The organism is Paraburkholderia sp. EG286A (assembly GCF_040965375.1).
In the GTDB taxonomy this organism is placed as follows: domain Bacteria; phylum Pseudomonadota; class Gammaproteobacteria; order Burkholderiales; family Burkholderiaceae; genus Paraburkholderia.
On record NZ_JBFRCB010000003.1, the window covers coordinates 1,145,250 to 1,168,700 of the forward strand.

The 23,451-nt window shown below is 57.6% G+C and carries 18 protein-coding genes; 5 read left to right on the forward strand and 13 right to left on the reverse strand.

Annotated elements, in window-relative coordinates; translation table 11 throughout:
- Window positions 1-102: 102 nt before the first annotated feature.
- The 5 genes from glyQ to AB4Y35_RS18040 all read left to right on the forward strand — a co-directional run bounded on the left by glyQ (window position 103) and on the right by AB4Y35_RS18040 (window position 5,670).
- On the forward strand, window positions 103-1,110 hold the full coding sequence (gene glyQ / locus AB4Y35_RS18020; RefSeq protein WP_342921223.1) for a glycine--tRNA ligase subunit alpha: 1,008 nt from the start codon (window positions 103-105) through the stop codon (window positions 1,108-1,110).
- 16 nt (window positions 1,111-1,126) lie between these two features.
- Complete coding sequence (glyS, locus tag AB4Y35_RS18025; RefSeq protein ID WP_368705284.1) at window positions 1,127-3,226, forward strand: glycine--tRNA ligase subunit beta; 2,100 nt, start codon at window positions 1,127-1,129, stop codon at window positions 3,224-3,226.
- A gap of 20 nt (window positions 3,227-3,246) precedes the next feature.
- Entirely contained in the window at window positions 3,247-3,810 is a 564-nt protein-coding gene (gmhB, locus tag AB4Y35_RS18030) for a D-glycero-beta-D-manno-heptose 1,7-bisphosphate 7-phosphatase (RefSeq protein WP_368687556.1), read from the forward strand.
- 41 nt (window positions 3,811-3,851) lie between these two features.
- On the forward strand, window positions 3,852-4,613 hold the full coding sequence (locus tag AB4Y35_RS18035) for a 1-acyl-sn-glycerol-3-phosphate acyltransferase (RefSeq protein ID WP_133182884.1): 762 nt from the start codon (window positions 3,852-3,854) through the stop codon (window positions 4,611-4,613).
- Between the two features lie 169 nt (window positions 4,614-4,782).
- Complete coding sequence (locus AB4Y35_RS18040) at window positions 4,783-5,670, forward strand: M48 family metallopeptidase (protein WP_368705430.1); 888 nt, start codon at window positions 4,783-4,785, stop codon at window positions 5,668-5,670.
- 62 nt (window positions 5,671-5,732) lie between these two features.
- Here the strand turns inward: AB4Y35_RS18040 and AB4Y35_RS18045 are convergent, their stop codons facing one another.
- From AB4Y35_RS18045 to AB4Y35_RS18105, 13 genes are all read right to left on the reverse strand, one after another.
- On the reverse strand, window positions 5,733-6,473 hold the full coding sequence (locus tag AB4Y35_RS18045; RefSeq protein ID WP_368705285.1) for a WecB/TagA/CpsF family glycosyltransferase: 741 nt from the start codon (window positions 6,471-6,473) through the stop codon (window positions 5,733-5,735).
- A 104-nt stretch (window positions 6,474-6,577) separates the two neighbouring features.
- On the reverse strand, window positions 6,578-7,330 hold the full coding sequence (locus AB4Y35_RS18050; protein WP_368705286.1) for a heparin lyase I family protein: 753 nt from the start codon (window positions 7,328-7,330) through the stop codon (window positions 6,578-6,580).
- Between the two features lie 38 nt (window positions 7,331-7,368).
- On the reverse strand, window positions 7,369-8,658 hold the full coding sequence (locus AB4Y35_RS18055; protein WP_368705287.1) for a WzyE family oligosaccharide polymerase: 1,290 nt from the start codon (window positions 8,656-8,658) through the stop codon (window positions 7,369-7,371).
- A 51-nt stretch (window positions 8,659-8,709) separates the two neighbouring features.
- Complete coding sequence (locus AB4Y35_RS18060) at window positions 8,710-9,792, reverse strand: glycosyltransferase family 4 protein (RefSeq protein ID WP_368705288.1); 1,083 nt, start codon at window positions 9,790-9,792, stop codon at window positions 8,710-8,712.
- A gap of 45 nt (window positions 9,793-9,837) precedes the next feature.
- Entirely contained in the window at window positions 9,838-11,055 is a 1,218-nt protein-coding gene (locus AB4Y35_RS18065) for a hypothetical protein (protein WP_368705289.1), read from the reverse strand.
- A 107-nt stretch (window positions 11,056-11,162) separates the two neighbouring features.
- Window positions 11,163-12,404: a UDP-N-acetyl-D-mannosamine dehydrogenase gene (gene wecC / locus AB4Y35_RS18070; RefSeq protein ID WP_368705290.1), complete on the reverse strand. Its 1,242-nt coding sequence runs from the start codon at window positions 12,402-12,404 to the stop codon at window positions 11,163-11,165.
- A 27-nt stretch (window positions 12,405-12,431) separates the two neighbouring features.
- Window positions 12,432-13,586, reverse strand: a complete 1,155-nt coding sequence (wecB, locus tag AB4Y35_RS18075) for a non-hydrolyzing UDP-N-acetylglucosamine 2-epimerase (protein WP_368705291.1) — start codon at window positions 13,584-13,586, stop codon at window positions 12,432-12,434.
- Window positions 13,587-13,622: 36 nt separating this feature from the next.
- Entirely contained in the window at window positions 13,623-15,836 is a 2,214-nt protein-coding gene (locus AB4Y35_RS18080) for a polysaccharide biosynthesis tyrosine autokinase (RefSeq protein ID WP_368705292.1), read from the reverse strand.
- A gap of 3 nt (window positions 15,837-15,839) precedes the next feature.
- Window positions 15,840-16,283 carry a low molecular weight protein-tyrosine-phosphatase gene (locus tag AB4Y35_RS18085; RefSeq protein ID WP_368705293.1) on the reverse strand — a complete coding sequence of 148 codons (444 nt, stop codon included), beginning with the start codon at window positions 16,281-16,283 and terminating at the stop codon, window positions 15,840-15,842.
- Window positions 16,280-17,455: a polysaccharide biosynthesis/export family protein gene (locus tag AB4Y35_RS18090; protein WP_368705294.1), complete on the reverse strand. Its 1,176-nt coding sequence runs from the start codon at window positions 17,453-17,455 to the stop codon at window positions 16,280-16,282. Before AB4Y35_RS18090 ends, AB4Y35_RS18085 begins: the two co-directional genes overlap by 4 nt.
- Before the next feature lie 101 nt (window positions 17,456-17,556).
- The gene (locus AB4Y35_RS18095) at window positions 17,557-18,966 is read right to left on the reverse strand and encodes an undecaprenyl-phosphate glucose phosphotransferase (RefSeq protein ID WP_368705295.1); all 1,410 of its coding nucleotides are present in this window, start codon (window positions 18,964-18,966) and stop codon (window positions 17,557-17,559) included.
- 1,062 nt (window positions 18,967-20,028) lie between these two features.
- Window positions 20,029-21,162 carry a PIN domain-containing protein gene (locus tag AB4Y35_RS18100; protein WP_368705296.1) on the reverse strand — a complete coding sequence of 378 codons (1,134 nt, stop codon included), beginning with the start codon at window positions 21,160-21,162 and terminating at the stop codon, window positions 20,029-20,031.
- 5 nt (window positions 21,163-21,167) lie between these two features.
- Window positions 21,168-23,192, reverse strand: a complete 2,025-nt coding sequence (locus AB4Y35_RS18105; RefSeq protein WP_368705297.1) for an ATP-binding protein — start codon at window positions 23,190-23,192, stop codon at window positions 21,168-21,170.
- Window positions 23,193-23,451 lie beyond the last annotated feature (259 nt).

A 23,451-nucleotide genomic window follows, 5' to 3' on the forward strand; every position in this document is an offset into this window, starting at 1 on the left:
GGGGAAGGGGCAAGGCTGAGCATCGCCGCCCCGCTGGCGCGCTCGCCTGGCTCCGGCCGCCGCATTCCGCCCCCGAAAGCCCGAAAGACACTGCAGGCACACATGCTCACGTTTCAGCAAATCATCCTGACGCTCCAGTCTTACTGGGACAAGCAGGGCTGCGCACTGCTCCAGCCGATCGACATGGAAGTCGGCGCCGGCACCTCGCACGTCCACACCTTCCTGCGCGCAATCGGCCCCGAGCCGTGGCGCGCGGCCTACGTGCAGCCTTCGCGCCGCCCGAAGGACGGCCGCTACGGCGAGAACCCGAACCGTCTGCAGCACTACTACCAGTACCAGGTGGTGCTCAAGCCCGCGCCGGAGAACATTCTCGACCTGTACCTCGGCTCGCTCGAGGCGCTCGGCTTCGACCTGAAGCAGAACGACGTGCGCTTCGTCGAAGACGACTGGGAGAACCCCACGCTCGGCGCCTGGGGCCTCGGCTGGGAAGTGTGGCTCAACGGCATGGAAGTCACGCAGTTCACCTACTTCCAGCAGGTGGGCGGCATCGACTGCAAGCCGGTGCTCGGCGAAATCACCTACGGTCTCGAGCGTCTCGCGATGTATCTGCAGAAGGTCGAGAACGTCTACGACCTCGTCTGGACCGAGTGGGAAGAGCAAGGCCCGAACGGCCCGGAAATGCGCCGCCTCACCTACGGCGACGTCTACCACCAGAACGAAGTCGAGCAATCGACCTACAACTTCGAGCACGCGAACGTCGACCTGCTGTTCACGTTCTTCAACGCGTACGAAGCCGAAGCGAAGCGCATGATCGATCTGCAGCTCGCGCTGCCCGCTTACGAACTCGTGCTCAAGGCCGGCCACACGTTCAACCTGCTCGACGCGCGCGGCGCGATCTCCGTGACGGAGCGCGCGGCGTACATCGGCCGCATTCGCGCGCTGTCGCGCAGCGTGGCGCAGTCGTACTACGAGTCGCGCGAAAAGCTCGGCTTCCCGATGCTCGGCAACCCCGTGCACGGCGTGCCGGGCCTCACCACCGACGAACAGGACGCCGCGATGCCCGCCTGGGCGCCGCCGCTGAAGGTCGAACGCAAGTTCGACGAGGCATGACCGGATCTCAAGAACAATGACGCAAGCTCATCACGCCACTCTCCTCGTCGAACTGCTGACCGAGGAACTGCCGCCGAAGGCCCTCGCGCGCCTGGGCGACGCGTTCGCCGAAGGCATCGCGCAGCGCCTCGCCGCGCGCGACCTGATCGAAGGCGATCTGTCGTTCGAACGTTACGCCACGCCGCGCCGCCTCGCCGTCACGATCAGGAACGTGCGCAGCGTCGCGCCCGAAAAGCAGGTGCGCGAAAAAGTGCTGCCCGTTTCGGTCGCGCTCGACGCCAACGGCCAGCCCACCGCCCCGCTCGCGAAGAAGCTCGCGGCGCTCGGCTTCCCCGATTTCCCCGTGAGCGACCTCGAGCGCGCGAGCGACGGCAAGAACGAAGCGTTCTTCCTGCGCTACTCGGCGCCGGGCGCCACGCTCGCCGACGGCCTGCAGGCCGTGCTCGACGAAGCGCTCGGCAAGCTGCCGATCCCGAAGGTCATGACCTACCAGCGCCCGGACGGCAGCAATGTGCAGTTCGTGCGCCCGGTGCATCGCCTCACGGTGCTGCACGGCGACCAGATCGTGCCGGTCACGGCATTCGGTGTCGACGCCGACGACACCACGCGCGGCCACCGCTTCCTCTCCGAAGGCCTGATCGCGATCCAGCACGCCGACGAGTACGCGCACACGCTGCAGCACAAGGGCTTCGTGATCGCGAGCTACGCCGACCGCCGCGAATCGATTCGCGCGCAACTGATCGAACAGGCCGGCAGCGACAAGGTCGTGATGCCCGAGTCGCTGCTCGACGAAGTGAATTCGCTCGTCGAATGGCCGGTCGTGTACGCGTGCAAGTTCGAGGACGAGTTCCTGCAAGTGCCGCAGGAATGCCTGATCCTCACGATGCAGACGAACCAGAAGTACTTCGCGCTCACCGACGACCAGGGCCGGCTGCGCTCGCGCTTCCTGATCGTCTCGAACATCGCGACGCCAACGCCCGACGAGATCGTCGAGGGCAACGAGCGCGTGGTGCGCCCGCGTCTGGCCGACGCGAAGTTCTTCTTCGAGCAGGACAAGAAGAAGCCGCTGGCCGACCGTGTGCCGCTGCTCGCGAACGTGGTGTATCACAACAAGCTCGGCTCGCAGCTGCAGCGCGTGGAGCGCCTCGAAGCGCTCGCCGGCCGGATCGCCTTGATGTGCGGCGCCGACATCGCGCTCGCGGAACGCGGCGCGCGCCTCGCGAAGGCCGACCTGTTGACCGACATGGTGGGCGAGTTCCCCGAGCTGCAAGGCACGATGGGCACCTACTACGCGCGCCACGACGGCGAGCCCGAAGAAGTGGCGATTGCGTGCTCCGAGCACTACCAGCCGCGCTTCTCCGGCGACGCCCTGCCCGCCACCACGACGGGCACGATCGTCGCGCTCGCGGACAAGCTGGAAACGCTCGTCGGCATCTGGGGCATCGGCCTCGCGCCCACGGGCGAGAAGGACCCGTTCGCGCTGCGCCGTCACGCGCTGGGCGTGCTGCGCATTCTCGTCGAGAAGCAGCTGCCGCTCGACCTCGTCGAGCTGCTGCGCGCCACCTCCGCGCAATTTGCCGGCATCGAGGCCGTGACGGAATCGACCCAGGCCATCTACGAGTTCTGCATGGACCGCCTGCGCGGCATGCTGCGCGAACGCGGCTTCGCGGCCACCGAAGTGGACGCGGTGCTCGCGCTGAACCCCACGCGCTTCGACGACATCGTCTCGCGTCTCGACGCGGTGCGCGAATTCGCAGCGCTCGCGGAAGCGGCCTCGCTCGCGGCGGCCAACAAGCGCATCTCGAACATCCTCAAGAAGTCCGAGGGTGCGGAAGACGCCGGCGTGCAGATCGCGCTCTTCGTCGAATCCGCCGAGAAGGCGCTCTTCGCGCAGCTCGAACAGGTCGCGCCGCGCGTGGAAACGCAACTCGCCGCGCGCGAGTACACGGGCGCGCTCACCGCGCTCGCGGCGCTGCGCGAGACCGTGGACACGTTCTTCAACGACGTGATGGTCAACGCCGAAGACCCGGCGCTGCGGGCGAACCGCCTCGCGCTGCTCAAGGCGCTGCATCGCCAGATGAACAGCGTCGCGGACATCTCGCGGCTCGCTGCATAAGCGGAACTGAGCGAAACGCCATGCCGACCAGCACCACCAGAAAACTCGTGATCCTCGACCGCGACGGCGTGATCAACGTCGACTCCGACGCGTTCATCAAGTCGCCGGACGAATGGGTCGCGATACCCGGCAGCCTCGAAGCGATCGCGCGCCTGAATCAGGCGGGCTATCGCGTCGCGGTCGCGTCGAACCAGTCGGGCATCGGACGCGGACTGTTCGACATGGCCGCGCTCAACGCCATGCACGCGAAGATGCACCGCCAGGCGGCAGCCGTGGGCGGCCGCATCGACGCCGTGTTCTTCTGCCCGCACACGGCGCAGGACCACTGCGAGTGCCGCAAGCCGCAACCGGGCATGCTCAAGATGATCGCGGAACGCTTCGAGATCGAACCGGCCGATACCCCGGTGGTGGGCGACTCGCTGCGCGATTTGCAGGCAGGCGCGGCGCTCGGCTTTCGTACGCACCTCGTGCGTTCGGGCAAGGGCGAGAAGACGCTCGCCGCCGGCGGCCTGCCCGAAGGCACGCTGATCCACGACGACCTGCGCGCTTTCGCGCTCGACTTTCTCGCGAACGTCACTGCGTAAAGGCGCAGGCGGCTTACGCGAACATTAAACCGGCTCGACCGATGCGCTTTCTCCGCTCCCTGCTGCTGTTCATCTATTTCATCGTTTACACGATGCCGTACGCCACGGCGTGCTTTATCGCGTTCCCATTCATGAACGCGACGCGGCGCTACTGGATGGCCGTGGGCTGGTGCCGCTCCACGCTCTTCGTTGCGCGCCACCTCAATGGCATTCGCTACCGCATCGAGGGCATGGAGAACCTGCCCGACGGGCCGGCAGTGCTGCTTTCGAAGCACCAGTCCGCATGGGAGACGCTGGCGTTCCCCGCGCTCATGCCGCGGCCAATGTGCTACGTGTTCAAGCGCGAGCTGCTGTTCGTGCCGTTCTTCGGCTGGGCGCTGGGCATGCTGAAGATGGTTCACATCAACCGCAAGGAAGGCAAGAACGCATTCACCTCGGTGATCCGCCAGGGCAAGCAGCGCATGGCCGAAGGCGCATGGGTGATCATGTTCCCCGAAGGCACGCGTATACCGGTGGGCAAGCAGGGCAAGTACAAGACCGGCGGCCCGCGCTTCGCCATCGAAACGGGCGCGCCCGTGGTGCCGATCGCGCACAACGCTGGCCACGTCTGGCCCCGAAACTCGTTCATCAAATATCCGGGTATAGTCACGGTGTCGATCGGCAAGCCGATCGAGACGACCGGACTCACGCCCGACGAAGTGAACACGCGCGTGGAAACGTGGATCGAAACGGAAATGCGGCGGATCGATCCTGAGGCATATCGCGAAACGGATGGCGCAGCGGCGAAAGCGGCACGGATTTGAGGCGCAGGGCGGGCTCACTCGCATCGCGCGAAGCGTCGTAGCGCGGATGTGGGCGCTGCTCGCCGCACGGCTGGGCCCGCCGCGCGACACGGCGCCAGCAGCCCCGCGCAAACGCCCCGCGAACGGCACACGTCCACGCCGCGCACGCCCATCCGCACCAGGCCTGACGATGCAGAAGTCCCCCACGCCGCGCCCAAACGCGGCACTCGACAACCGGCAGCTCGACTTGCCGCTCTTTGCTGAACCGGCGCCTGTTGTGGCGCCTGATGCGTCCTCCCCCACTCTCACACCGCAGCCCGGAACTCCGCTGTCGCCCGAAAAGCCCGGCAAGGCACCGCTTGCGCCCGATGGCACGCGGCTGCGTACTGTCGTGCTTGGCGCGCGCACGCTGCATTACCGGCTCAAGCGCTCGTCGCGTAAATCGATCGGGTTCGTGATCGATGGTACCGGGCTCAGCATCACGGCGCCCCGGTGGGTCACGATCGCCGATATCGAAACCGCTATCGCCGAGAAGCAGCGGTGGATCTTCGCCAAGATCGCCGAATGGCAGACGCGCACGGAGCAGCGCGCCTTGCCGCGCGTGGAATGGAGCGACGGGGCTGAACTGCCTTTTCTTGGCAAGCCGATTACGGTGAAGCTGGGGGCTTCCTTGCTCGCGTTCGATCAACAGACGCGCGTGCTTGCGTTGCCGCTGCCGCCGCATGCCGACGCGCAGCAGATCAAAGACCGCGTGACTGGATGGCTGCAGGGCGAAGCGACGCGGATTTTCGGTGAGCGCCTCGAGGTGTATGCCGAGAAGCTTGGCGTCTCGTTCCAGTCTTATGCGCTTTCTTCGGCAGCGACGCGGTGGGGCAGCTGTTCAAGCGAAGGCAGGATTCGCTTGAACTGGCGGCTGATTCATTTTCCGCTCTCAGTTGTGGACTACGTGGTGGCGCATGAGCTCGCGCATTTGCGCGAGATGAATCACAGCCCAAGGTTCTGGCAGACGGTGGAGTCGATTTTTCCGGAATTTCGCGAGGCGAGGAAGCAGCTTAAGCAGCATCCGGTGGAGATGTGATCAGTACGGCACGACTGCCATTTCGCTATTTCGCGTAAACATTGCAACCGGCGAATTCGAGCTCAGATTTGGCGTGAAGCCAAATAAGCTTTCGCAATCATTAGCGCAAATTGCGCGTTTGTCGCCAAGTATCGACGCCACATCCGCTTTGGTTCCTGAACAACGCGATACAACCACTCCAGACCGCCACGCTGCATCCATTTCGGCGCTCTACGCACTTTCCCGGCGACGACATCGAACGTTCCGCCAACCCCCATAACGAAATCCACGCCCAGCTCCCCTTTCCATTTATTAATGAAATTCTCTTTCTTTGGCGAACTGATTGCGACAAAAAGAAGTCTTGCACCGGAACTACGAATACTATCGACAACGCTTTTTTCGTCATCCCAAAAATATCCATTGTGATAACCGCTAAGCTCTAGTGTTGGATATCTGCGCGTGACCACTTTTGCGGTCTGCTCAACCACTAAGTTCGTACCCCCCAATAAATAGACGGGATAATTGTTTCTGGCCGCCAATTCAAGTAATCGCTCGAATAGATCCACTCCCGCTACACGCTCCGGCACCTCTTTACCAAGCATTCGAGCCCCCCAAACGACCCCCATGCCATCGATATTAACGATGTCGCAATCACAAACGGACCTAGCAAGCTCAGGATTTTTTCTCATGTGCACAAGCTTTGCGACGTTTACGGCAACATGCTGGGTGAAAAGATTTCTCACCAGACGATTCTGTATTAAGCTAACCGTCTCATCCATCGTAAGAGAATTCATTCGACAGCCAAATAATTCAATGCTCTTCATGTTTCAATGAATATATCGTTATTGAATATTTTTCGACCACAAACATCAGGACGATAAAATACTCATCCTCACTATTAGAAATAGTAATATTTAGATTATCCACTTTATTTCAAAATTCGAACGGACACAGGTCCATAGTAAAGAATTCTACTGTCAACATCGGATGGTTTTTTGAGCCAATCCGCCTTGTATATTCCGAGCTTTAAATAAGATTTTTCGTCGCCTTCGTACGCATTTCTCACCCCCCTTGTCGCATAAACGATTTCTCCATCCTTCTTCAATTCGGTAACGGCCCCTTCTCCAGTCGCATCGGGAATGTAGTGTAATTCCCAGCGAACCCGATGACCTCTATCATTAACCAGATTTCCAAAAAAAACATTGACTGAGTCGATATTTGACTGCGTCCTATTGTGAACCTCATATTTTCCGTCGCCCGAGAAAAAGAGGGCGAATGGAGGATATCCCGCCGCCGGGCCTTGATGAATTTGAGCCACCAACTCTGCTTGCCCCGTATCAAATCGATAATCTTCGGGGATGTATATTTCCCATTTTATTAAATACTCTCTCTTCTGTTCAAAATGAATAAATCCATTAAAAGACAATTCGGCCCTAGGCGCGCCATTTGCGACATGCGTATAGTCATCGCCCTTATATATCGTTACCTTTATCATCCTCTCAAGATCACCACCATCGACCTTGACAGGTTCAATTGAGTCCGGTCTCGGCTCCTGATATTGGATACGCTTGTCAATTCCGTTTGTCCAATCTGACGAGAACAGAATCGTGATACCATGCGCCTCTGCAAATGCACTGAAGCTCACAAGGTAAAGCGCAGCTACCTGTATGATCTTTCGCATGTATTTCGTCCTTCTATTTCAGGTCGATTCATTAAGAACTAACAACCTCTAATACCATATGCGCCTTTCTTAACGGTGCGAAGCAGTTTTGAGAAAGCAGACAGCATCACCGATACCACACCAAACAGCATAATTTTTGTGAGAAATACACTTACACCCTCTCGATACAAATTAAACACGAAAACAAATGAAAATGAAAAAAAGAAAGCCACCAAAATTTTCTTTCTCGAACGAATAACTATTTCATCCAGAACTCTCAGGGCAATTCCAGAAACAAAGACACCGGCGCAGCACATCACATTTCCGCCGATTAGATAAAGCTCACCCAACAAAGTAGGAGAATATGTAATGGCGTCAGTTCGACCGATTACAACTTGCGTATAAAAATTTCCTGCATTTAAAACAACAAGCGGCTTATCTGACCATATTGCGCGTGGAATGACAGTTAAGAACTGATTTACGAACACATTTTCCGAAATTTCGTGATTTTTAGAATACTCCACGATATTATAAAATGCATCCACCGGAGCAAATCCATCATATAAAAATATGATGAGCCTTCCGTAAACTCCACCCACGTCATCTGCGCTAGTTCCTGTATATCTCAGCATCGCGACCGCTAGTGTGATAATGACCAGCAGTCCGGAAAACATCGTGAACTTTAAGAACGAAATATCTCCCCGCATCAACGCAATTACACCGAACGAGAAGAGTGAAGCAAAGCCCAATTGCCGGTACCCACCCAAAACAACAAATGTCATCACGCAATAGGCTATCGTACATCCAAGTGCAATTCGCTTTTTTCTCTTCGTTTCGGCACGCAGTGACAGCATTGTGCATCCGAGCAATCCCATGGAGAAAAATAGCGAATACCCCCCCATTCCAACGTTCGCATCGTATCTATTTTCGTAGCCCCCCTCCTTAAACAACACCACCCCCCCAGAGCCGACAATATAGGCAGCCATCGCTACAAAAAATGACACCAACAGCACACAGATAAAAACCTTCGTGTTTTTATTCCAATTCAAGCTGTCACGTTTCGTAACGATCTTCTTTATGGGAGACGCGATAACGTAACCTAGAACAAGCAGGCCCAGACAAATTTCAGACAATATTACGAGCCGCCAAGCCGTTCCATCCGGCACTCCAATTTTCTCAATACCGAGCATCGAAGAAAGAGCAGCCGCAAGCAGAATTCCGCCGAAATATGTAAAGACATAGCAAGAAACAAAAATAGTAAAGTAAATTCGTTCCAAGCCAATCTCGGCATATTTCCTCCAAAATAAGAGCAAGCCGAGCATGTTCGCGAAGCAAAATAAGAACAGCATCTTTGCAACCTCAAAAATCCAAGTAGCGACGCTAGAGAACACGCCTGGAAACTACACGATAGGATGATCCATCTCGGCGCCTCGATAAACTTCCTTGATCATCAAATCCAACTCTCGCGAAACACGGTCAACTCCAAAATTAGTCAATACCCATTCCCGGCCAATTCCGCTTTCGATCGTCGAGTTAAGATCATTCGCTCGCGTAATCGCTTCAGCAATCTCTGCCGGCTCGGCGGACTGAACGAATACGCCTCCACGTGGTCGAATGACCTCGACTACCGGTGGATGAGAATAAGCGACGATTGGCAAGTCATATACCTGTGCTTCCACGAAACTCATTCCGAAAGAATCTATCCGGCTCGGCAGGCAAAATACATTTGCAGTTGATAGCAACTTCTTCTTAGCTTCACCAAGGACCCACCCCTTCATCTCCACCCGTTGATTCAAGCCAAGCTTGGCAATCAAATCAACAATCTTCTCGCGCAAATTACCATCTCCAGCAATCACTAACCGATAATGACTAGGCAGCCTCGGCATCGCCTCCAGTGTTTCGATGAACCCCTTTCCTTCAACAAGACGACCCATCGCCAAGACAAGCACACCTCCATCCTGTGACAAACGTCTTTCCATAAGAGGATGTTCAATCTTGTACGGATTTGATATAACGTCGACATTATTTGAAATGCCATTCTTCTCTAGCAATTGCCGTGCATAAGAGGTCAATGCAATTACTCGATCACTACATTTAACAAGTGAAGAAATTATCGCCCGCCAAAACGAATTTCGGAGATATCGCTCGAGGTAAGGTGTATGTAGGTAGACGATTACACGCTGCCTCAGACCAAATCGGAGGTAGGCGGCCAGCAATAACATTCTGAGGATACAAACCCCCGATCCGGGATGAAGATGAAAAAAAATATCAGCCTCCCGGTGCCTGCGAACGACATCAGACGAGCGCTGAAATGAGCGGATCCAAGGCCAAACTTTCCCCCTGATCCCAATACCGGCGTGAGTCGGGATGAACTCGGTATCTCCAAGCCTTTTTAATGCTTCGAGATACATTGGAATAACGGTAGCCACTCCCCCTTTTCCCACGCCAGGTTCTGTCGACAAGACCACGTTGAACATTTTCATACTGAATCTCGATCATCACTAAGCGGCTGGCGACGCGAGCCACCTTCAGCGGTTGGCGACTGCGCGCGAAGCGAGAAAAATCGAACTTCGGCGCTTGAGCATCCTGTTTCTGAATATCGTCACTGCAACACACGCAGCTAGTACGAAGGAGAAGTCGAAGTGTCCCTCCGTCAGGTAGAAAAGTCCTACCGATGCGACGAACAGGCTGCAGGACGCCAGATTGACAATTACTGAGTCGCGGCTTGCCTCACGCACCATTAGCACGCTGCTATGCGCCATACCAAGCATGCTGATGCAGCCTTGGGCACAGATCACTAAACCGCATATCAACGCGTACCAGAACTGTGCGCGGGTCCCCTCATAAGACACAATCGCCAAAACGATCACGCCATTAATCAAGAAGGTTGCCCCGCTCGCAAGGGTGATTTCGCGAGCGGTCTGCATGGTCAACTTCACCAACGGCTCGCCAACACTGACAAGCCGACTCAGTTCAGGCAATCGATACATCGAAATTGCACGCGGGATCAGTGCACTGATTGCACTAAAGGATGCAATCAAGGAAATGACGCCAGCAAAGCTCGCCCCATCCGTGAGGTTTGCAATGGGCACTAGACTTAACGCAACGCCGCCGGACAGAAAGTTCGTGAAGCCAAATTCAAGTCCTTTGAGTTCGAAAGTCCAACTCCCGAGCCGTTGACGCGGCGGCCCGATATTCAGGAGCATGAGCCCACCGACTATTGCCAGTGCGACGCCCAACGTCCAGCCAGCCGCTACACCCAGCCTATGGAGCCCGACAATGAGTACCGCCGTTGCTGCGAGCAGGACGAAGTCATAGATGACGACTCGACGATATTCTCTCTGGGCGAGATAGTAGTGCCGACACAGTTGATATAGCGTCCACCCGCTTAGAATCGCAACTATTTCCGGCCCAGAAACGTTCCGGAAAAAAAAATGCGACCAAAGCAGAGTACACGCGCCAATTAGCGCGACCGAAACGCTCCCCATTCGGACGAGTTCGTAAAAGCGCTGAATGCGTTCGGATCGATCTCGCGCGGCAGGTATGCGAACAAGAATTAGGCTTGCCCAGCCGATAGCCGTAAAGAACGCAAGAATCTGCGCAACTGAGAAGGCCGAAGCCGCGCTTCCCAAGTCTCCGATGGAATAGACCCTCTGGATACAGAGAAACGCGATCACTCGATAGAATCCGGGCATCCCGGTCGCAACGATCGCTTCGGCCTTTTCGACTAGTCGCCCATAGTTCATCGTCTACCTAACCTCGAAAAGGAGGCTCAATGACATGTATTGCTGGTGTGCGGCCTGCTTGACTGCAATAGTTGCATTGCCAGCTTCTGCTTGATTACGTGGCACCGTCACTTCGCCAACACCCCACGCGTATCAATCACCACCTTCGCCTGCAGCCGGATCGGATCGACCAGCTTGAACTGCGAGTGATCGACCAGAATCACAACCACATCGGCCTCAGCTAACGCTGTACGCAGATCACACAGATGCAGGACACCCTGCAACCCCGCCGGCATTTCGCGAATATTCGGCTCAACCGCCACCACCTGTCCCGGAAAACGCTGGGCCAGTTCCTTCGCAATCTCCACCGCCGGGCTTTCCCGCAGATCGTCGATGTTCGCCTTGAACGCGAGCCCAAGACACGCGATCACCGGCTCACGAAAACGCTTCGCCGCGCGCTCCACACGCTCGACAACCCAATGCGGTTTGTCATCGTTCACCGTACGCGCGGCGCGAATGAGACGAGCCTGCTCAGGCGCCGAGTCCACGATGAACCACGGATCTACGGCGATGCAATGCCCGCCCACGCCCGGCCCCGGCTGAAGAATGTTCACGCGCGGGTGGCGATTCGCCAGCTTGATCAATTCCCACACGTTGATGTCCAGCCGGTCGCAAATCAGCGAAAGCTCATTCGCGAACGCGATATTCACATCGCGGAACGAGTTCTCGGTGAGCTTGCACATCTCGGCGGTTCGGGCGTCCGTAACGATGCATTCGCCACGCACGAACACCTGATAAAGCTCGCGCGCCGCCTCGCTGCAACGCGCCGTCATGCCTCCAATCACCCGATCGTTTTCAACGAGTTCCCGAATCACGTGTCCGGGCAACACCCGCTCAGGGCAGTGTGCAATACGCACGTCGGACGCATCACCCATTTGCTGCGGGAAGGTCAGGTCCGGACGCATCCCGGCCATCCACTCGGACATTTGCGCGGTCGCACCAACCGGCGAAGTCGATTCGAGCACGACCAGGTCGCCCTTTTTCAGTACCGGCGCGACGGCACGGCTTGCCGCTTCGATGTATGAAAGGTCGGGTTTGTGGCCGTCCGAAAACGGCGTGGGAACGGCGATGAGAAATGCGTCAGCGGGTTCGGGGTTCGTCGTCGCGCGCAGATACCCCTGCGATACCGCCGCCTGAACCAGCATGTCGAGTTCCGGTTCGACGATATGAATGGCGCCGCGATTGATCGTGTCGACCGCGTGCTGGTTGACGTCAACGCCAATGACTTTCTTGCGGCGCGCGGCAAACGCTGCTGCTGTGGGGAGGCCGATATAACCCAGACCAACAATCGAAATCGTTTCGAAGTTCATGGTAGCCAAGCCTTTATTCTTCAGTTCTCACGCCGCGCGAGCGGCGGTGCCCCACCAGTCATTCAACGCACTCGCAATGCGCTCGCATGCCTGTCCGTCCCCGTAAGGGTTGTCGCCTCGGCGCATCGACGCGTAAGCCTTCCCGTCTTCCAGCAAGTGCGTCACGCCCTGCACGATTGCGCCTACGTCCGTGCCGACGAGCCGCACCACGCCCGCATCGACTGCCTCCTGGCGCTCGGTCGTTTCACGCATCACAAGTACCGGCTTGCGCAGCGAGGGAGCCTCCTCCTGAATTCCGCCCGAATCCGTCAGGATCAGATGAGCGCGGTCCATGAGGGCGACGAAGGGCAAATAATCGAGCGGCTCGATCAAATGCACATTCGCAATTCCGGTAAGCAGGCGATTGACGGGTTCGCGCACGTTCGGGTTCAGATGAACGGGATAGACCACGTCCACGTCCTGCCACGCCCGCGCGATTTGCGCGAGCGCCGTGCAGATGCGTTCGAAACCATCACCGAAACTCTCTCTGCGGTGGCCCGTTACCAGAATGAGCGCACGCCCGGGGTCGAGCTTCGGGAGAGCATGTTGTGCCTGCTCGTTCAGCTTTGTATCGGTCGCGAGGCGCTCTCTCACCTGCAGCAACGCGTCGATAACGGTATTGCCCGTAACAATGATTGATGGCGCCGAAACGCCTTCGCGCAGCAAGTTTTTCCGCGCAGTTTCAGTGGGCGCGAAATGAAGCGACGCGAGCGCGCCGGTCAGCTTGCGGTTGGCTTCTTCCGGCCAGGGCGAAAGCAGGTTCCCGGTCCGCAATCCCGCTTCAACGTGTGCGACCGGCGTGCGGTGATAGAACGAGGCCAATGTTGCCGCCATCGTCGTGGTCGTATCGCCATGCACGAGCACCAGATCGGGTTGCGCTTGTGCGAGCACGTCACGCATGCCCGCCAGAATGGACGCTGTGACGTCGTAGAGATCCTGACCGCGTTTCATGACGTTCAAATCGAAGTCGGGCTCGACGGCGAACAGGCTGAGAACCTGGTCCAGCATCTCGCGATGCTGCCCGGTGACGCACACCCGGCACCGAACGCCCGGCTCGCGCTGAAGGCGCTTGACCAGAGGCGCCATCTTGATCGCCTCCGGTCGCGTTCCAAATGTTAGTAGTACATTTTTTTTCATCGGCATCGCCTTAAACGGATCCGCGTTACGCGGCGCCGGGTCTCAGTCGGACTTCCTGGTGTAGTTCGAGTACGCGCCGTAGGATATGCCGCGACCAGGCACATCCGTCAGCAGCAAGCCATCGACATTGACGCCCGCGCTCGCAAGCTGGCGCGTGCATTCGCGTAGTTCGGCGGCGGAATGGCGCCCATGGCGCACGACCATCAGCGTGGCGCCTGCGTGCTTGCCAAGCAAAACCGCGTCCGTCACCGCTAGCACAGGCGGTGAGTCGATGATGACCATGTCGTATGTCAGTGCCAGCGCCTCCAGCGTTTCGCCAAGTCGATCTCGAGCGAGAAGTTCCGCCGGACGCTCAGGTATCGAGCCCGACATCACCACGTCCAGGTTGGGCAGCACTTCGCGATGAATGACATCCTTCGCCTCGCGCCCAGTCAGCAGCTCGGAGAAACCGGGCTTGCGATTGATGGAGAAGTACGCGTGAACGTCGCCGCGGCGCATGTCGGCATCGATCAGCAGAATGCGCTTGCCGGTTGCCGCCAGCACGGTTGCGAGGTTCACCGATACAAACGATTTGCCGACACCCGGCCGCGGCCCGGTAAGCATCACGATGTTGTTCCCGGGCTTGAGTACCCCGAATTGCATGGCGGTACGCAAACTGCGCAACCCTTCCACCGCGACGTCGTCTGGATACGCCGCTGCGAGAACGGCTGGCCTCGTCGGGTCGCGGCGCACGGACTGACGCAGTGCAAGTTCCTTGTCGCTGTGCGAGATGATGGCGTGCACGGGAATATCGACGGCGTGCTCAATTTCCGCCGGGGTCTCCAGCCCGCGATTGAACATGCGGCGCGCGAGCGCGAGCGCACACCCAAGCAGCAGACCTAGCATCAGGGCTAGAGGCAGGACCAGGATCTTCAGCGGGCGGACAGGCGCTTCGGGCACGACCGCGTAATCGACCGTGCGCACGTTGCCAAGCTGGCCCGCCTTCAGCACGCGCAATTGCTGCGTGCTATCGAGCAATTTCATGTAGAGATCGGTACTGACCTTCACGTCGCGCATGAGCCGCAGCGCCTGCTGCTGCGTGTCGGGCAGCGCCGTCACCTGCCTCTCGTATTGATCCTGCTGGCGCTCCAGTTCCGCAATCCGCGCGTCCACGGCCGCGACCATGGGATGCGATGCCGTGTATCGCTGGACAAGATCAGCGCGCTGTTGCTGAAGCTCCGTCAAACGCGTTTGTATATCGACGACCGTTTGCAGCAGGAGCTTGCCCTGCGCATCGAGATCGATCGCGCCGGACATCGCCCGAAATGCGTTATAGCGCGCTTCCGCCTTGTCCAGGTCGGCGCGCAGTTGCGGCAACTGCTCTCCAAGGAAGCTGAGCATCTGCTCCGCCTGCGCCGATTTGCGATCGACGTTGCGCTGCACGTAAAGGCTCGCAATCATGTTGACGATCGCCGTGACGCGTTGGGCGTCGATGCCATCGAGCTTCATGCCGATGATTCCGGACTGCTTCGTCTTCTCGGCAATGTCCAGTTTTTTCTGGAGTGCGGCGACGGTCAACTGCGTCGACAAGCGCTTCAAGTCGAAACGCGCGCCGGCATGAGCCAGCAACGACGTCACCTCGAGCGTGACCGGGCCGTAATCCGTTCTACCGTTGACTATCGTTCCGACGCGTCCCCGAAGCACCACATTGTTGTCAGGATCAGCGAGTTCAAACGCTTCGTCATCAAGGACCGTTAGCTTGAACTTCTTCTCGTAAAGCGCCGCAGGTACGTTGAACTGCGCCACGCCAATGCGCTCACCGCCCCAGGCGAAGCTTTTCATCCCGAGTATGGGCGAGAGCAATCCATCGCTGGATTGCATGCGATAGCGCGCGATGGGCGCACCGATCAGCGGAAAATAGTGGGGACGCGCGTCGATATCGACATGGAGCCTGTCGACGGTCTCGCCTACCACGGTACGCGAGCGTATCAGCTCGATTTCCGCGTCCGCAGTCGCCTTCGACTGGAACAGCGTCGCCAGGTCACCCAGCTTGTCGTTGATCGATCCCATGCCCGAGTCGTCGTCCACCTGAATCACTGCATCCGCGCGATAAACAGGCGTGCCGAGAAACGCGTAGAGCGCCCCCAGAACGAACACGATTGCCGTGACGATACCAATCAAGGAAAGGTTTTCGCGAAGCACGGCAAACAACTCCGAGAGGTCGATCTCATCGTCGTCCGCGGTATGGGACTGCGGATTCTTTTTCAGAAGAGTCATGGTTCAATAGACTTGCTGTCCTGCGAGGACGTCGCGCCAGTGCGCGACGCCGTGTTCGATCTGTGCAACCGCGAGGTCGAACGTCGCGCGATGACGCCGATACGGGTCGACGATGTCGATGCCTTCTGTTTCGTTCAGCCGATACACCTTGCCGCGCACGAACGGCCACGCGCGCTCGATATGCTCCCGCTGCAGCTTCGTCATGGTGAGGATCAGGTCGGCGTTGCGCACGCGCTCGTCAGTGAGCGGCGTCGCTACGTGATCCTCGAGTTCCACGCCACGAACGCGCGCCAGTTCGATCATGAGCGGATCCGCGCCCTCGCCGGTCAGCGCGTGCGTACCCGCCGAACTGAAATTGATGCCCGGGACCGAACGCGCCAGCATCGCGCACGCCAACGGACTGCGGCAGATGTTGCCTTCGCAGACGATCAGAACGCTCTCGATCATTTCGCCATCACCCCCGCAGTCAAGCCCGCATTGATCACTGGAATCAACAACGTCAATACGCGGTTGAAGCGGACAAGGCCGTTGCCATCGACATACACGACATCTTTGGGCTGAAGGTCGAATTCCTTCGCAACGAGCATTGCCACCGGCGAACGACCATCCAGATGGAAAACTTCAGGCTTGCCGCTCAACGCGCCACGAATGACGAACATTTGCGCTGCGTCTGCGGTCGACGAATTGACGCTGCCCGCCTGAGCGATTGCGTCGGCGAGGGTGATGCGCCCCGTGCGACGCGGAATGGCGGAGATCGGCTTGTTGACTTCGCCCATCACGTAGACGTCGTTTTCGTCGCGCGCGACGACCCGTAACATGTCGCCCGGCTTGAGATAGAGGCGCGACGGGCTGAGACCGCTCGCCACCATCTGCGTGAGATTCACGCGGTGCGATTTGCCGTCGCGCACGAGCACGAGGTCGCTTTGATCGGCCGTGTCTGCAAAGCCGCCCGCGCGCGAAATCGCTTCATAAAGCGACATCGGCACGTCATTGACTGCAACCACACCTGGGTTGCGCACTTCGCCGTCCACATAGACCTCGTGCGCGCGATAGGAAGCCATGCGCACCGTCACCTGCGGTTTGACGAAATAGCGGCCAAGCGACGCCGTCAAGCGGCGTTGAACCTCCTCGGTGCGAAGTCCGGCAACGCGCATCGTGCCCGCGTACGGAAACGTGAGGTCGCCCGCTTGATCGACGATGAAGCCGGTGAACGGATCGCCGGGCCGCGTGGAGGCTTGCGACTGTGTGCTGCCTACGGCCGCGGAGAGTTCAGGATGGTCCCACACGACGATCTGGAGCACGTCGCCGGCGCCAATCGTGTAAGCCTGCGGAGTCGTCGAAAGCAAGTCGACCTGCTGTTGCTGCTGCTTCTGCCGCGCTTCCTGGAAGCGCTTTACGGTGTCGACATTGAGTTCCGTTATGGCCACTTCGGGCGTGGAGGAAGTCGCGCTGGCCACTTGCGTGCCTTCGCCGCCTGGGGATGCCTCGGATGAGGCCGTCGCGGCATTCGCGCTGGTGCCGACGCCCGGCGCGGCTTGAGTCGTTCCCGGCGCAACCAGCATGCGCATGCCCGGCGCGATGGCACAGGCGCCCAGCGCTACACAGAGCGCGATTGCCATGCCGCAGCTCGCAAGCCGGGCGGCGGCCTCGTACCGCTGCCCGCAACCTGCGCGACTAAACGGTTGATTGATTCGTGTCAGCACGTCCACATTCCGGCTATTCAATACGCGTTGCGATGTACCAGTCCCTTGAAGATCGTTGCGACGATGATTCGCATGTCGAGCCAGAAGGACCAGTTGCTGAGGTAATAGAGATCGTGTTCGACGCGGCCCCGCATCTTCTCGACAGAATCCGTTTCGCCGCGAAAGCCGTTCACTTGCGCCCAGCCCGTAATTCCCGGCTTGATGCGATAGCGGTGGACATAGTCGTCCACGATGTTTTGATAGAGCGCGTCATGCTCGATGGCGTGTGGGCGCGGCCCGACTACCGACATTTCGCCGCGCAGGACGTTTAAGAATTGCGGTAGTTCATCGAGACTCGTACGACGCAGGAAAGCGCCAACCCGCGTAATACGGGGATCGTTACGCGTTGCCTGCCTGACGACGCCGGGAGCCGTTTCATGCACTCGCATGCTGCGGAACTTGTAGATGTCGAAGACCTTGCCGTTGGCACCTTTGCGACGCTGCGTGAAGAGCACAGGCCCCGGCGAGGAAAGCTTCACGGCCAGCGCGATGATGCAAAGCGCTGGAGCCAGCCCGATGACAGCCAGCAGCGCAAACACGCGATCGAAAATGTCCTTCGACACGAGGGCGCCAGTCGAAAGCGGTGAACCGACGAGGTTGATCGCAAACGTACCGTCGAGATTGACCATTTCGCCTTCGAAAAGCGCCAGGCCACTAACATCGGGAACGAACCGGATGTTCACGAGGTCATTGCGAAACAGGTCGATGAATTCGCGAATCGTGTTCTCTTCCGAGAGTGGCAACGCGAGCCAGACTTCCGCGACGTGATGACGCCGCACGAACTCGGCAAACCGTTCTGGCTCACGAAACACCGGTACGACGCCTGGCGCCGTGGCAGTCCCGGTGCCGGTGTCGAAGACAGTCGACACGCTGTAAATCGAATACGGCGTTGTTTCAACCTTGCGCAGCAGGTGATCGCAATACGCCCCGCTGCCGACGATCGCAACCGCGCGCGTATGTGCGCCCTGCTCCTCCCGGCGCCGACAAAGGCCGCGTTCGACGATCCGGCACATCACGAGGCCCAGACCGGAGAGGGACATCCACCAGATGAACCAGTCACCCGCCGGTCGATACGGATCGAGCACAGTGGTCGCGATCAGCAATGCGCCAGCGAAAGCGAGCACCAGAGCGACTACCGGCGCGCAAACGCAGCGCCAGAAGATGTGGCTGCGAATGGCCTGATACAGTCCGAAGAGCGGAAAAAGAAGGGCTGACGCCAATAGCGCGAACGCGACAAGCGCGTTGTCGCAGCCGGGTTGAGCCGCTGTTGCCTCTAGCCGCAGCGCAATGAACGCGCACGCTGCGATCACGGCGAAGTCCACCAGGCGCATCAGTGCGCCAAAGCGGCGTCTCGATGGGGTGCGATTGCCTTGAGCGGGCAAGTGCATTGGGATATCCACGAATGAATTGACTGCCGCGTCTCTGCAGACGGAGTTCATCAACGCTGGTGCACTCGACTCGTCGTCAGTGACTGCAGGTTGATTCGTGAAATGTCCCGCGACGCCGCGAATCCACTACGGACAAGAGACGAAATACACGAAAACTGGTTGCTTGCCTGCACGCTGCACTCCCTCGTTCGACGAATTCGATTACGGCTCGCGCGGATGCGCACGACCTGCGCGTGCCAGCCCGAAGGTGGCTACCCCGCGCGTGGGAGCGACTTGCCGAATCCGTTTCGTGTCTAATGACAGGGGAGAGAGTTTCGTTCGCCGATACTTCGACGTATATAGGAAGAGTCTGAAATGGACTCGTAGGAGATCGCGCCGAGGCAGTCTCGCAAATTTCAAATCCACCGAAAACAAGTACCGGGAAATGACATGCGAAATCGATCGTCAATAGTAATGAGACGTGCAATCGACAAATAGCCGCACTCGTATCCCAAACGAGATAGAGATATCGGAATATTTAAATTCTCACCAATCGCCCAATATTTTCTTTTTAATTTCCGGACGATTGCCAATTCGATTCAAAGCTCGAGGAGCTCGAAGCGACGGCATCGGGCAATCCCGACACCGCCACGAGAAAGACGTTACTTCTTGCGCTGAATAAACTCGATCTTGTACCCCGAAACACCCAATCATTCCATAGAAGATGGACAAATATATCTATAAATATCAATAACTTAAAAAATATCCTCTTGTCCATCTATCTCCAAAGGAAATGGACAAAGGGTAGCGTGATGAGAACACATCCTGTCCTGCGCATCGGCCGCCGAGCCACAACCGCGTCCTCGGAGAACGACGTTTGAATTGCCGACACAAGCGACAACGCTGGCGTGCCCAGATAAGGCGACCGCACGCGACGCTCATGTTCTAACGCTCCCAACACGCGTCCTCCATCAATGATGGTACGCGATTTTGACGCTTCGATTGGTCACGGGGTATGGTCCAGCCCATGAGCGCAGTCGGATGTACCCGCGCTGAGTCTGGACATATCCACATCCAAATCAGTCAAATCGACGGTCCGACGTAGTCACAGTCGATGTATATTGACGTTGCCATAATCTCAACGTCTGACAACTCTGGCGGCACGCCCTCATCCTCCAGCGGCCAAAACGTCAAAATCGCACTGCTCGCTATTGCTCGCTTTTCTTTGACGCGCGTGCCGCCGATTGCAACGCAATCTTTGTCAATGCCATCGCGCAGGTAGAATGAAAAGGAAACCTCAATTTCGAGATTGAGCACCAACGGGACCTCGATCACCCATTCTTCAGCGCCCGCAGAGATAACGGTGGCTTCGTCTCCAACTTCAGCACCGAGAAGAACTCGGTCTATGACCTCGTCTTCAAAAGAGTACTCTGAGTTGGCATCCACGGTGATGGACATACCCCAAAGTGCGTCTTCAACGGCAGATTCAACTCGCGCCCAATCGCCATTCGTCTCCGCCCACTCTTCCAGCGAACTTGCGAAATTCGAAGCTGCAGTTACGTGTTGAAACAGGCCGATGGCGTGTGCTAAGTCTCCGATGATATGTAGTCTTCGCGATCCCGCACAGAAGTTCTTCCAGTCATTGTCGTGAGAGACAACGAGCACGTTTTTGTCGTGCTTGTCAGCCCACCCTTCGAGGCTGAGTAACGCAATTGCGTCCGGAAATTCAGCTTTTTTATCCCCGGCCTCCGAAAACGGCGCCTCCGATTCGAAGTACCGCCGCTGCAGCTCCGCTGCGTCGACAAGACTCGCGGGAGACAATACAGTTGTACCAGTTGATTCGATAAACGAATCAAAGCGCGACTTTGCGAGCTCATCCGCCTGCAGACCACCTAATGCGACCTCAAGGACTCTATCCTGTACATCGCGAGCCAGCCCCAACCCAAACCCTGCATCCTTTAGTGTCTTCCTCAAATCGCGAGCAGACTCCGTCGCGCGTGTGGCAGCATGTCGAAGGGTCTCTTCGTATACCACCTCTGGCATCAGCAGCTCGACAGGCTCCTTTCGCGAGAACTGCTCAAGTTGCTTAAGCATGCGTCCCTCAAAGAAGCCCTTGAGACCGTCGTAGATATTTGTGTCAATCGCAATGGCCTGCAGCAGCTCGCAGTCTGACAAAGCTTCTGCCGCAGCCTTATTATCGAAATCTTCGATATTCATGCGTATTACTCGGTGCCATCAGTGACCAAATCCATCTGCAACACGGCCAGAGGCTCCATGAACTTCTCAAGCTCCTTCTGCTGCGAAACTAGGAACGGCGTGTCCTTCACACGGCTGTGCAGATTGAGTAGCCGCTTCTCGGCCCTTATCAAGATAGTGTCGTAAAGCATTGGAGAAATCTTCACTTCTTCTCCATGCTTTATGGGTTCGTTCTCGCCTTCTTCAATTTTGTCCCCAAGAACGAAACCGTCGACCTTCGTGAATTTTTTGATGTAGCCGCGTGAACGCAACTCCTTCACGTACTTCCAAACCTGATCCCTTTCTCTGCTCCCAAGAGGCAGGCCCGTTGTCTTCAGGTCAATGATCACCAAGTGATCCACTCCATCTTCGTCGTGATTTTCGTCATACGACGGTCGAGCGTAGAAGCCAACGCTGGCATCAGCGAGAGCGACGAAATCGGGGCGATTTCGGCTTCCTTTTCCGGAGGCATCTTTGAAGATAGTCTTGATGACTTGAGTCATCCCAACGTTGGAGGTGAAATCGATAGATTCGAACTGTGCGCCAAACATCCAAAGACCGCGCTCGAACAGCGGTTGGAGCTCGTGGACTTCGTCGATTCCAACCTTCTTCAGTTTAATGCGCAATTCACCGATGAGCTTCAGCCGATTCTGTATTTCATCCAATACAAGCTTCGCCATGCTGACGCTCCACTGCGTCAGGATTTCGTGGAGGCCATCGTAGTCGTTGGGATCGCATTTCTGGAGAACGTCGAGAAGCCCATAGCGGGACTTCGACTTCTCGAGCTTGGTCAGAATCGTCGTAAGCTGAACGAGTTCGTTCTCACCAAAATTCGGGCATGTCTCAACCACTTCTTCCACAAAAGATGCGACGCGGTCCTTGCTCACGGGAGAGAGAGAGTTTATGGCATTGCCGACGCGCTCGATGACTGCGCTCTTCGTAGCCTCTCGCTCACTCTTGCCAGCGTCATGGATAATCTTCCGAATTCGATCCTGGACAGCTTCGCGAGTTTTCAACCAAGCCGGATTGACCTCGTCGAAACCGCTCCAGTCCTCACTTACGGCGTCGTGGTCATTCAGAAAGTCCGCTTGGACGATAAACGTGTAGCGCTTCGCCTCCGAGGTACGACCGTCAAGCACACGCTCGTAGTCACTCGGACTCCAGCTGCACTGACCAACCGCCCGGCTCTGCACCCACCATGCGATACCATGCTGCTTTGTCGTTTTGTCCGCCTTCTTTGTATCAATGTGCAGAATTCGGACTGTACCCAAGCCCTCGACGTCGAACTCTTCTTGCGACAGGTAGGCAGGAATGTCGTTGAAGCTTATCTGCTTCGAGCCGATGGATACCTTGAATGCAGGGTTTGCGAGAAAGCGGCTACCGATAATCTCTCGAGCCTTCTCTTCAGTGAAGAGAAGTTGAGGAATGTCACCGATGCCTTCAATTATCGTCCCGTGTCCTTCCACACCTTGAGCGGTATAGGAGATTTCATCAAGAACTAACGGCTTCGTGCTTGTCCGACCGACCCGACAGACAAATTCCTGGCCGTTCTTACGTGACCTGACGATGTATTCTGAGGCGAAACAGAACGAGGCAAATCTTCCCTTTCCGTTCTTCCCAAAGACCTCGCGCGGAAGGCCGGCGGTCCCGTCAGGCGGCAAGGATTTCTTCCCTTGAGCCGCGATACGGTTATACGACCATGTGCGCCAGATGTACTCAAACTCATCGCGCGTCATGCCGTTGCCATTGTCTTCAATCTTGAAGTGGCGTTCGTTTCTTGCGCTTGGAAGAGTTATGCGAACGTCTGTTGCGTACGCATCCCAACAATTCGCTACCAATTCAACGATAGCGGTCGGTGGGTCAGATACTATGGCACCCGCATAGTTATTCAGAAATCGCTCGTCAAATAGCGGTTCTTGCTCCACTTGGTCCCCCGAAGGTTTCTGCGTGCGGCCGCCCAATTGGCTTTTGAGTTCGCGGCTCACACTCTCTAACAAACGCCACTCGGCCATTCGCGAGGGCGTCGCTCGTCCTTTCCCGTTTCTCGTCGTTAGCTGGGCATCCACGCGCTCGAGCAACGAAAGGGGCCCGTGGATGCGGCTGTGGCTGCCAGCTTTCTGCCTAGATTGTAAGCTTAACCGACTGTTCGTTGCGGTCCGCTACCCGACGATGGGCGGCAAATTCTGCGCCGCGGCAAGAATGCGCGCAACGCAGAATATGCGATTTGGATAGCAGATCATCCATTTTCGCCAGAGACAGTATCACGCCGGC

Coding starts and splice junctions, on each gene's coding strand:
- glyQ (WP_342921223.1), top strand. CDS start 103: ATGCTCACGTTTCAGCAAATCATCCTGACGCTCCAGTCTTACTGGGAC.
- glyS (WP_368705284.1), top strand. CDS start 1,127: ATGACGCAAGCTCATCACGCCACTCTCCTCGTCGAACTGCTGACCGAG.
- gmhB (WP_368687556.1), top strand. CDS start 3,247: ATGCCGACCAGCACCACCAGAAAACTCGTGATCCTCGACCGCGACGGC.
- AB4Y35_RS18035 (WP_133182884.1), top strand. CDS start 3,852: ATGCGCTTTCTCCGCTCCCTGCTGCTGTTCATCTATTTCATCGTTTAC.
- AB4Y35_RS18040 (WP_368705430.1), top strand. CDS start 4,783: ATGCAGAAGTCCCCCACGCCGCGCCCAAACGCGGCACTCGACAACCGG.
- AB4Y35_RS18045 (WP_368705285.1), bottom strand. CDS start 6,473: ATGAAGAGCATTGAATTATTTGGCTGTCGAATGAATTCTCTTACGATG.
- AB4Y35_RS18050 (WP_368705286.1), bottom strand. CDS start 7,330: ATGCGAAAGATCATACAGGTAGCTGCGCTTTACCTTGTGAGCTTCAGT.
- AB4Y35_RS18055 (WP_368705287.1), bottom strand. CDS start 8,658: ATGCTGTTCTTATTTTGCTTCGCGAACATGCTCGGCTTGCTCTTATTT.
- AB4Y35_RS18060 (WP_368705288.1), bottom strand. CDS start 9,792: ATGAAAATGTTCAACGTGGTCTTGTCGACAGAACCTGGCGTGGGAAAA.
- AB4Y35_RS18065 (WP_368705289.1), bottom strand. CDS start 11,055: ATGAACTATGGGCGACTAGTCGAAAAGGCCGAAGCGATCGTTGCGACC.
- wecC (WP_368705290.1), bottom strand. CDS start 12,404: ATGAACTTCGAAACGATTTCGATTGTTGGTCTGGGTTATATCGGCCTC.
- wecB (WP_368705291.1), bottom strand. CDS start 13,586: ATGCCGATGAAAAAAAATGTACTACTAACATTTGGAACGCGACCGGAG.
- AB4Y35_RS18080 (WP_368705292.1), bottom strand. CDS start 15,836: ATGACTCTTCTGAAAAAGAATCCGCAGTCCCATACCGCGGACGACGAT.
- AB4Y35_RS18085 (WP_368705293.1), bottom strand. CDS start 16,283: ATGATCGAGAGCGTTCTGATCGTCTGCGAAGGCAACATCTGCCGCAGT.
- AB4Y35_RS18090 (WP_368705294.1), bottom strand. CDS start 17,455: ATGGCAATCGCGCTCTGTGTAGCGCTGGGCGCCTGTGCCATCGCGCCG.
- AB4Y35_RS18095 (WP_368705295.1), bottom strand. CDS start 18,966: ATGCACTTGCCCGCTCAAGGCAATCGCACCCCATCGAGACGCCGCTTT.
- AB4Y35_RS18100 (WP_368705296.1), bottom strand. CDS start 21,162: ATGAATATCGAAGATTTCGATAATAAGGCTGCGGCAGAAGCTTTGTCA.
- AB4Y35_RS18105 (WP_368705297.1), bottom strand. CDS start 23,192: ATGGCCGAGTGGCGTTTGTTAGAGAGTGTGAGCCGCGAACTCAAAAGC.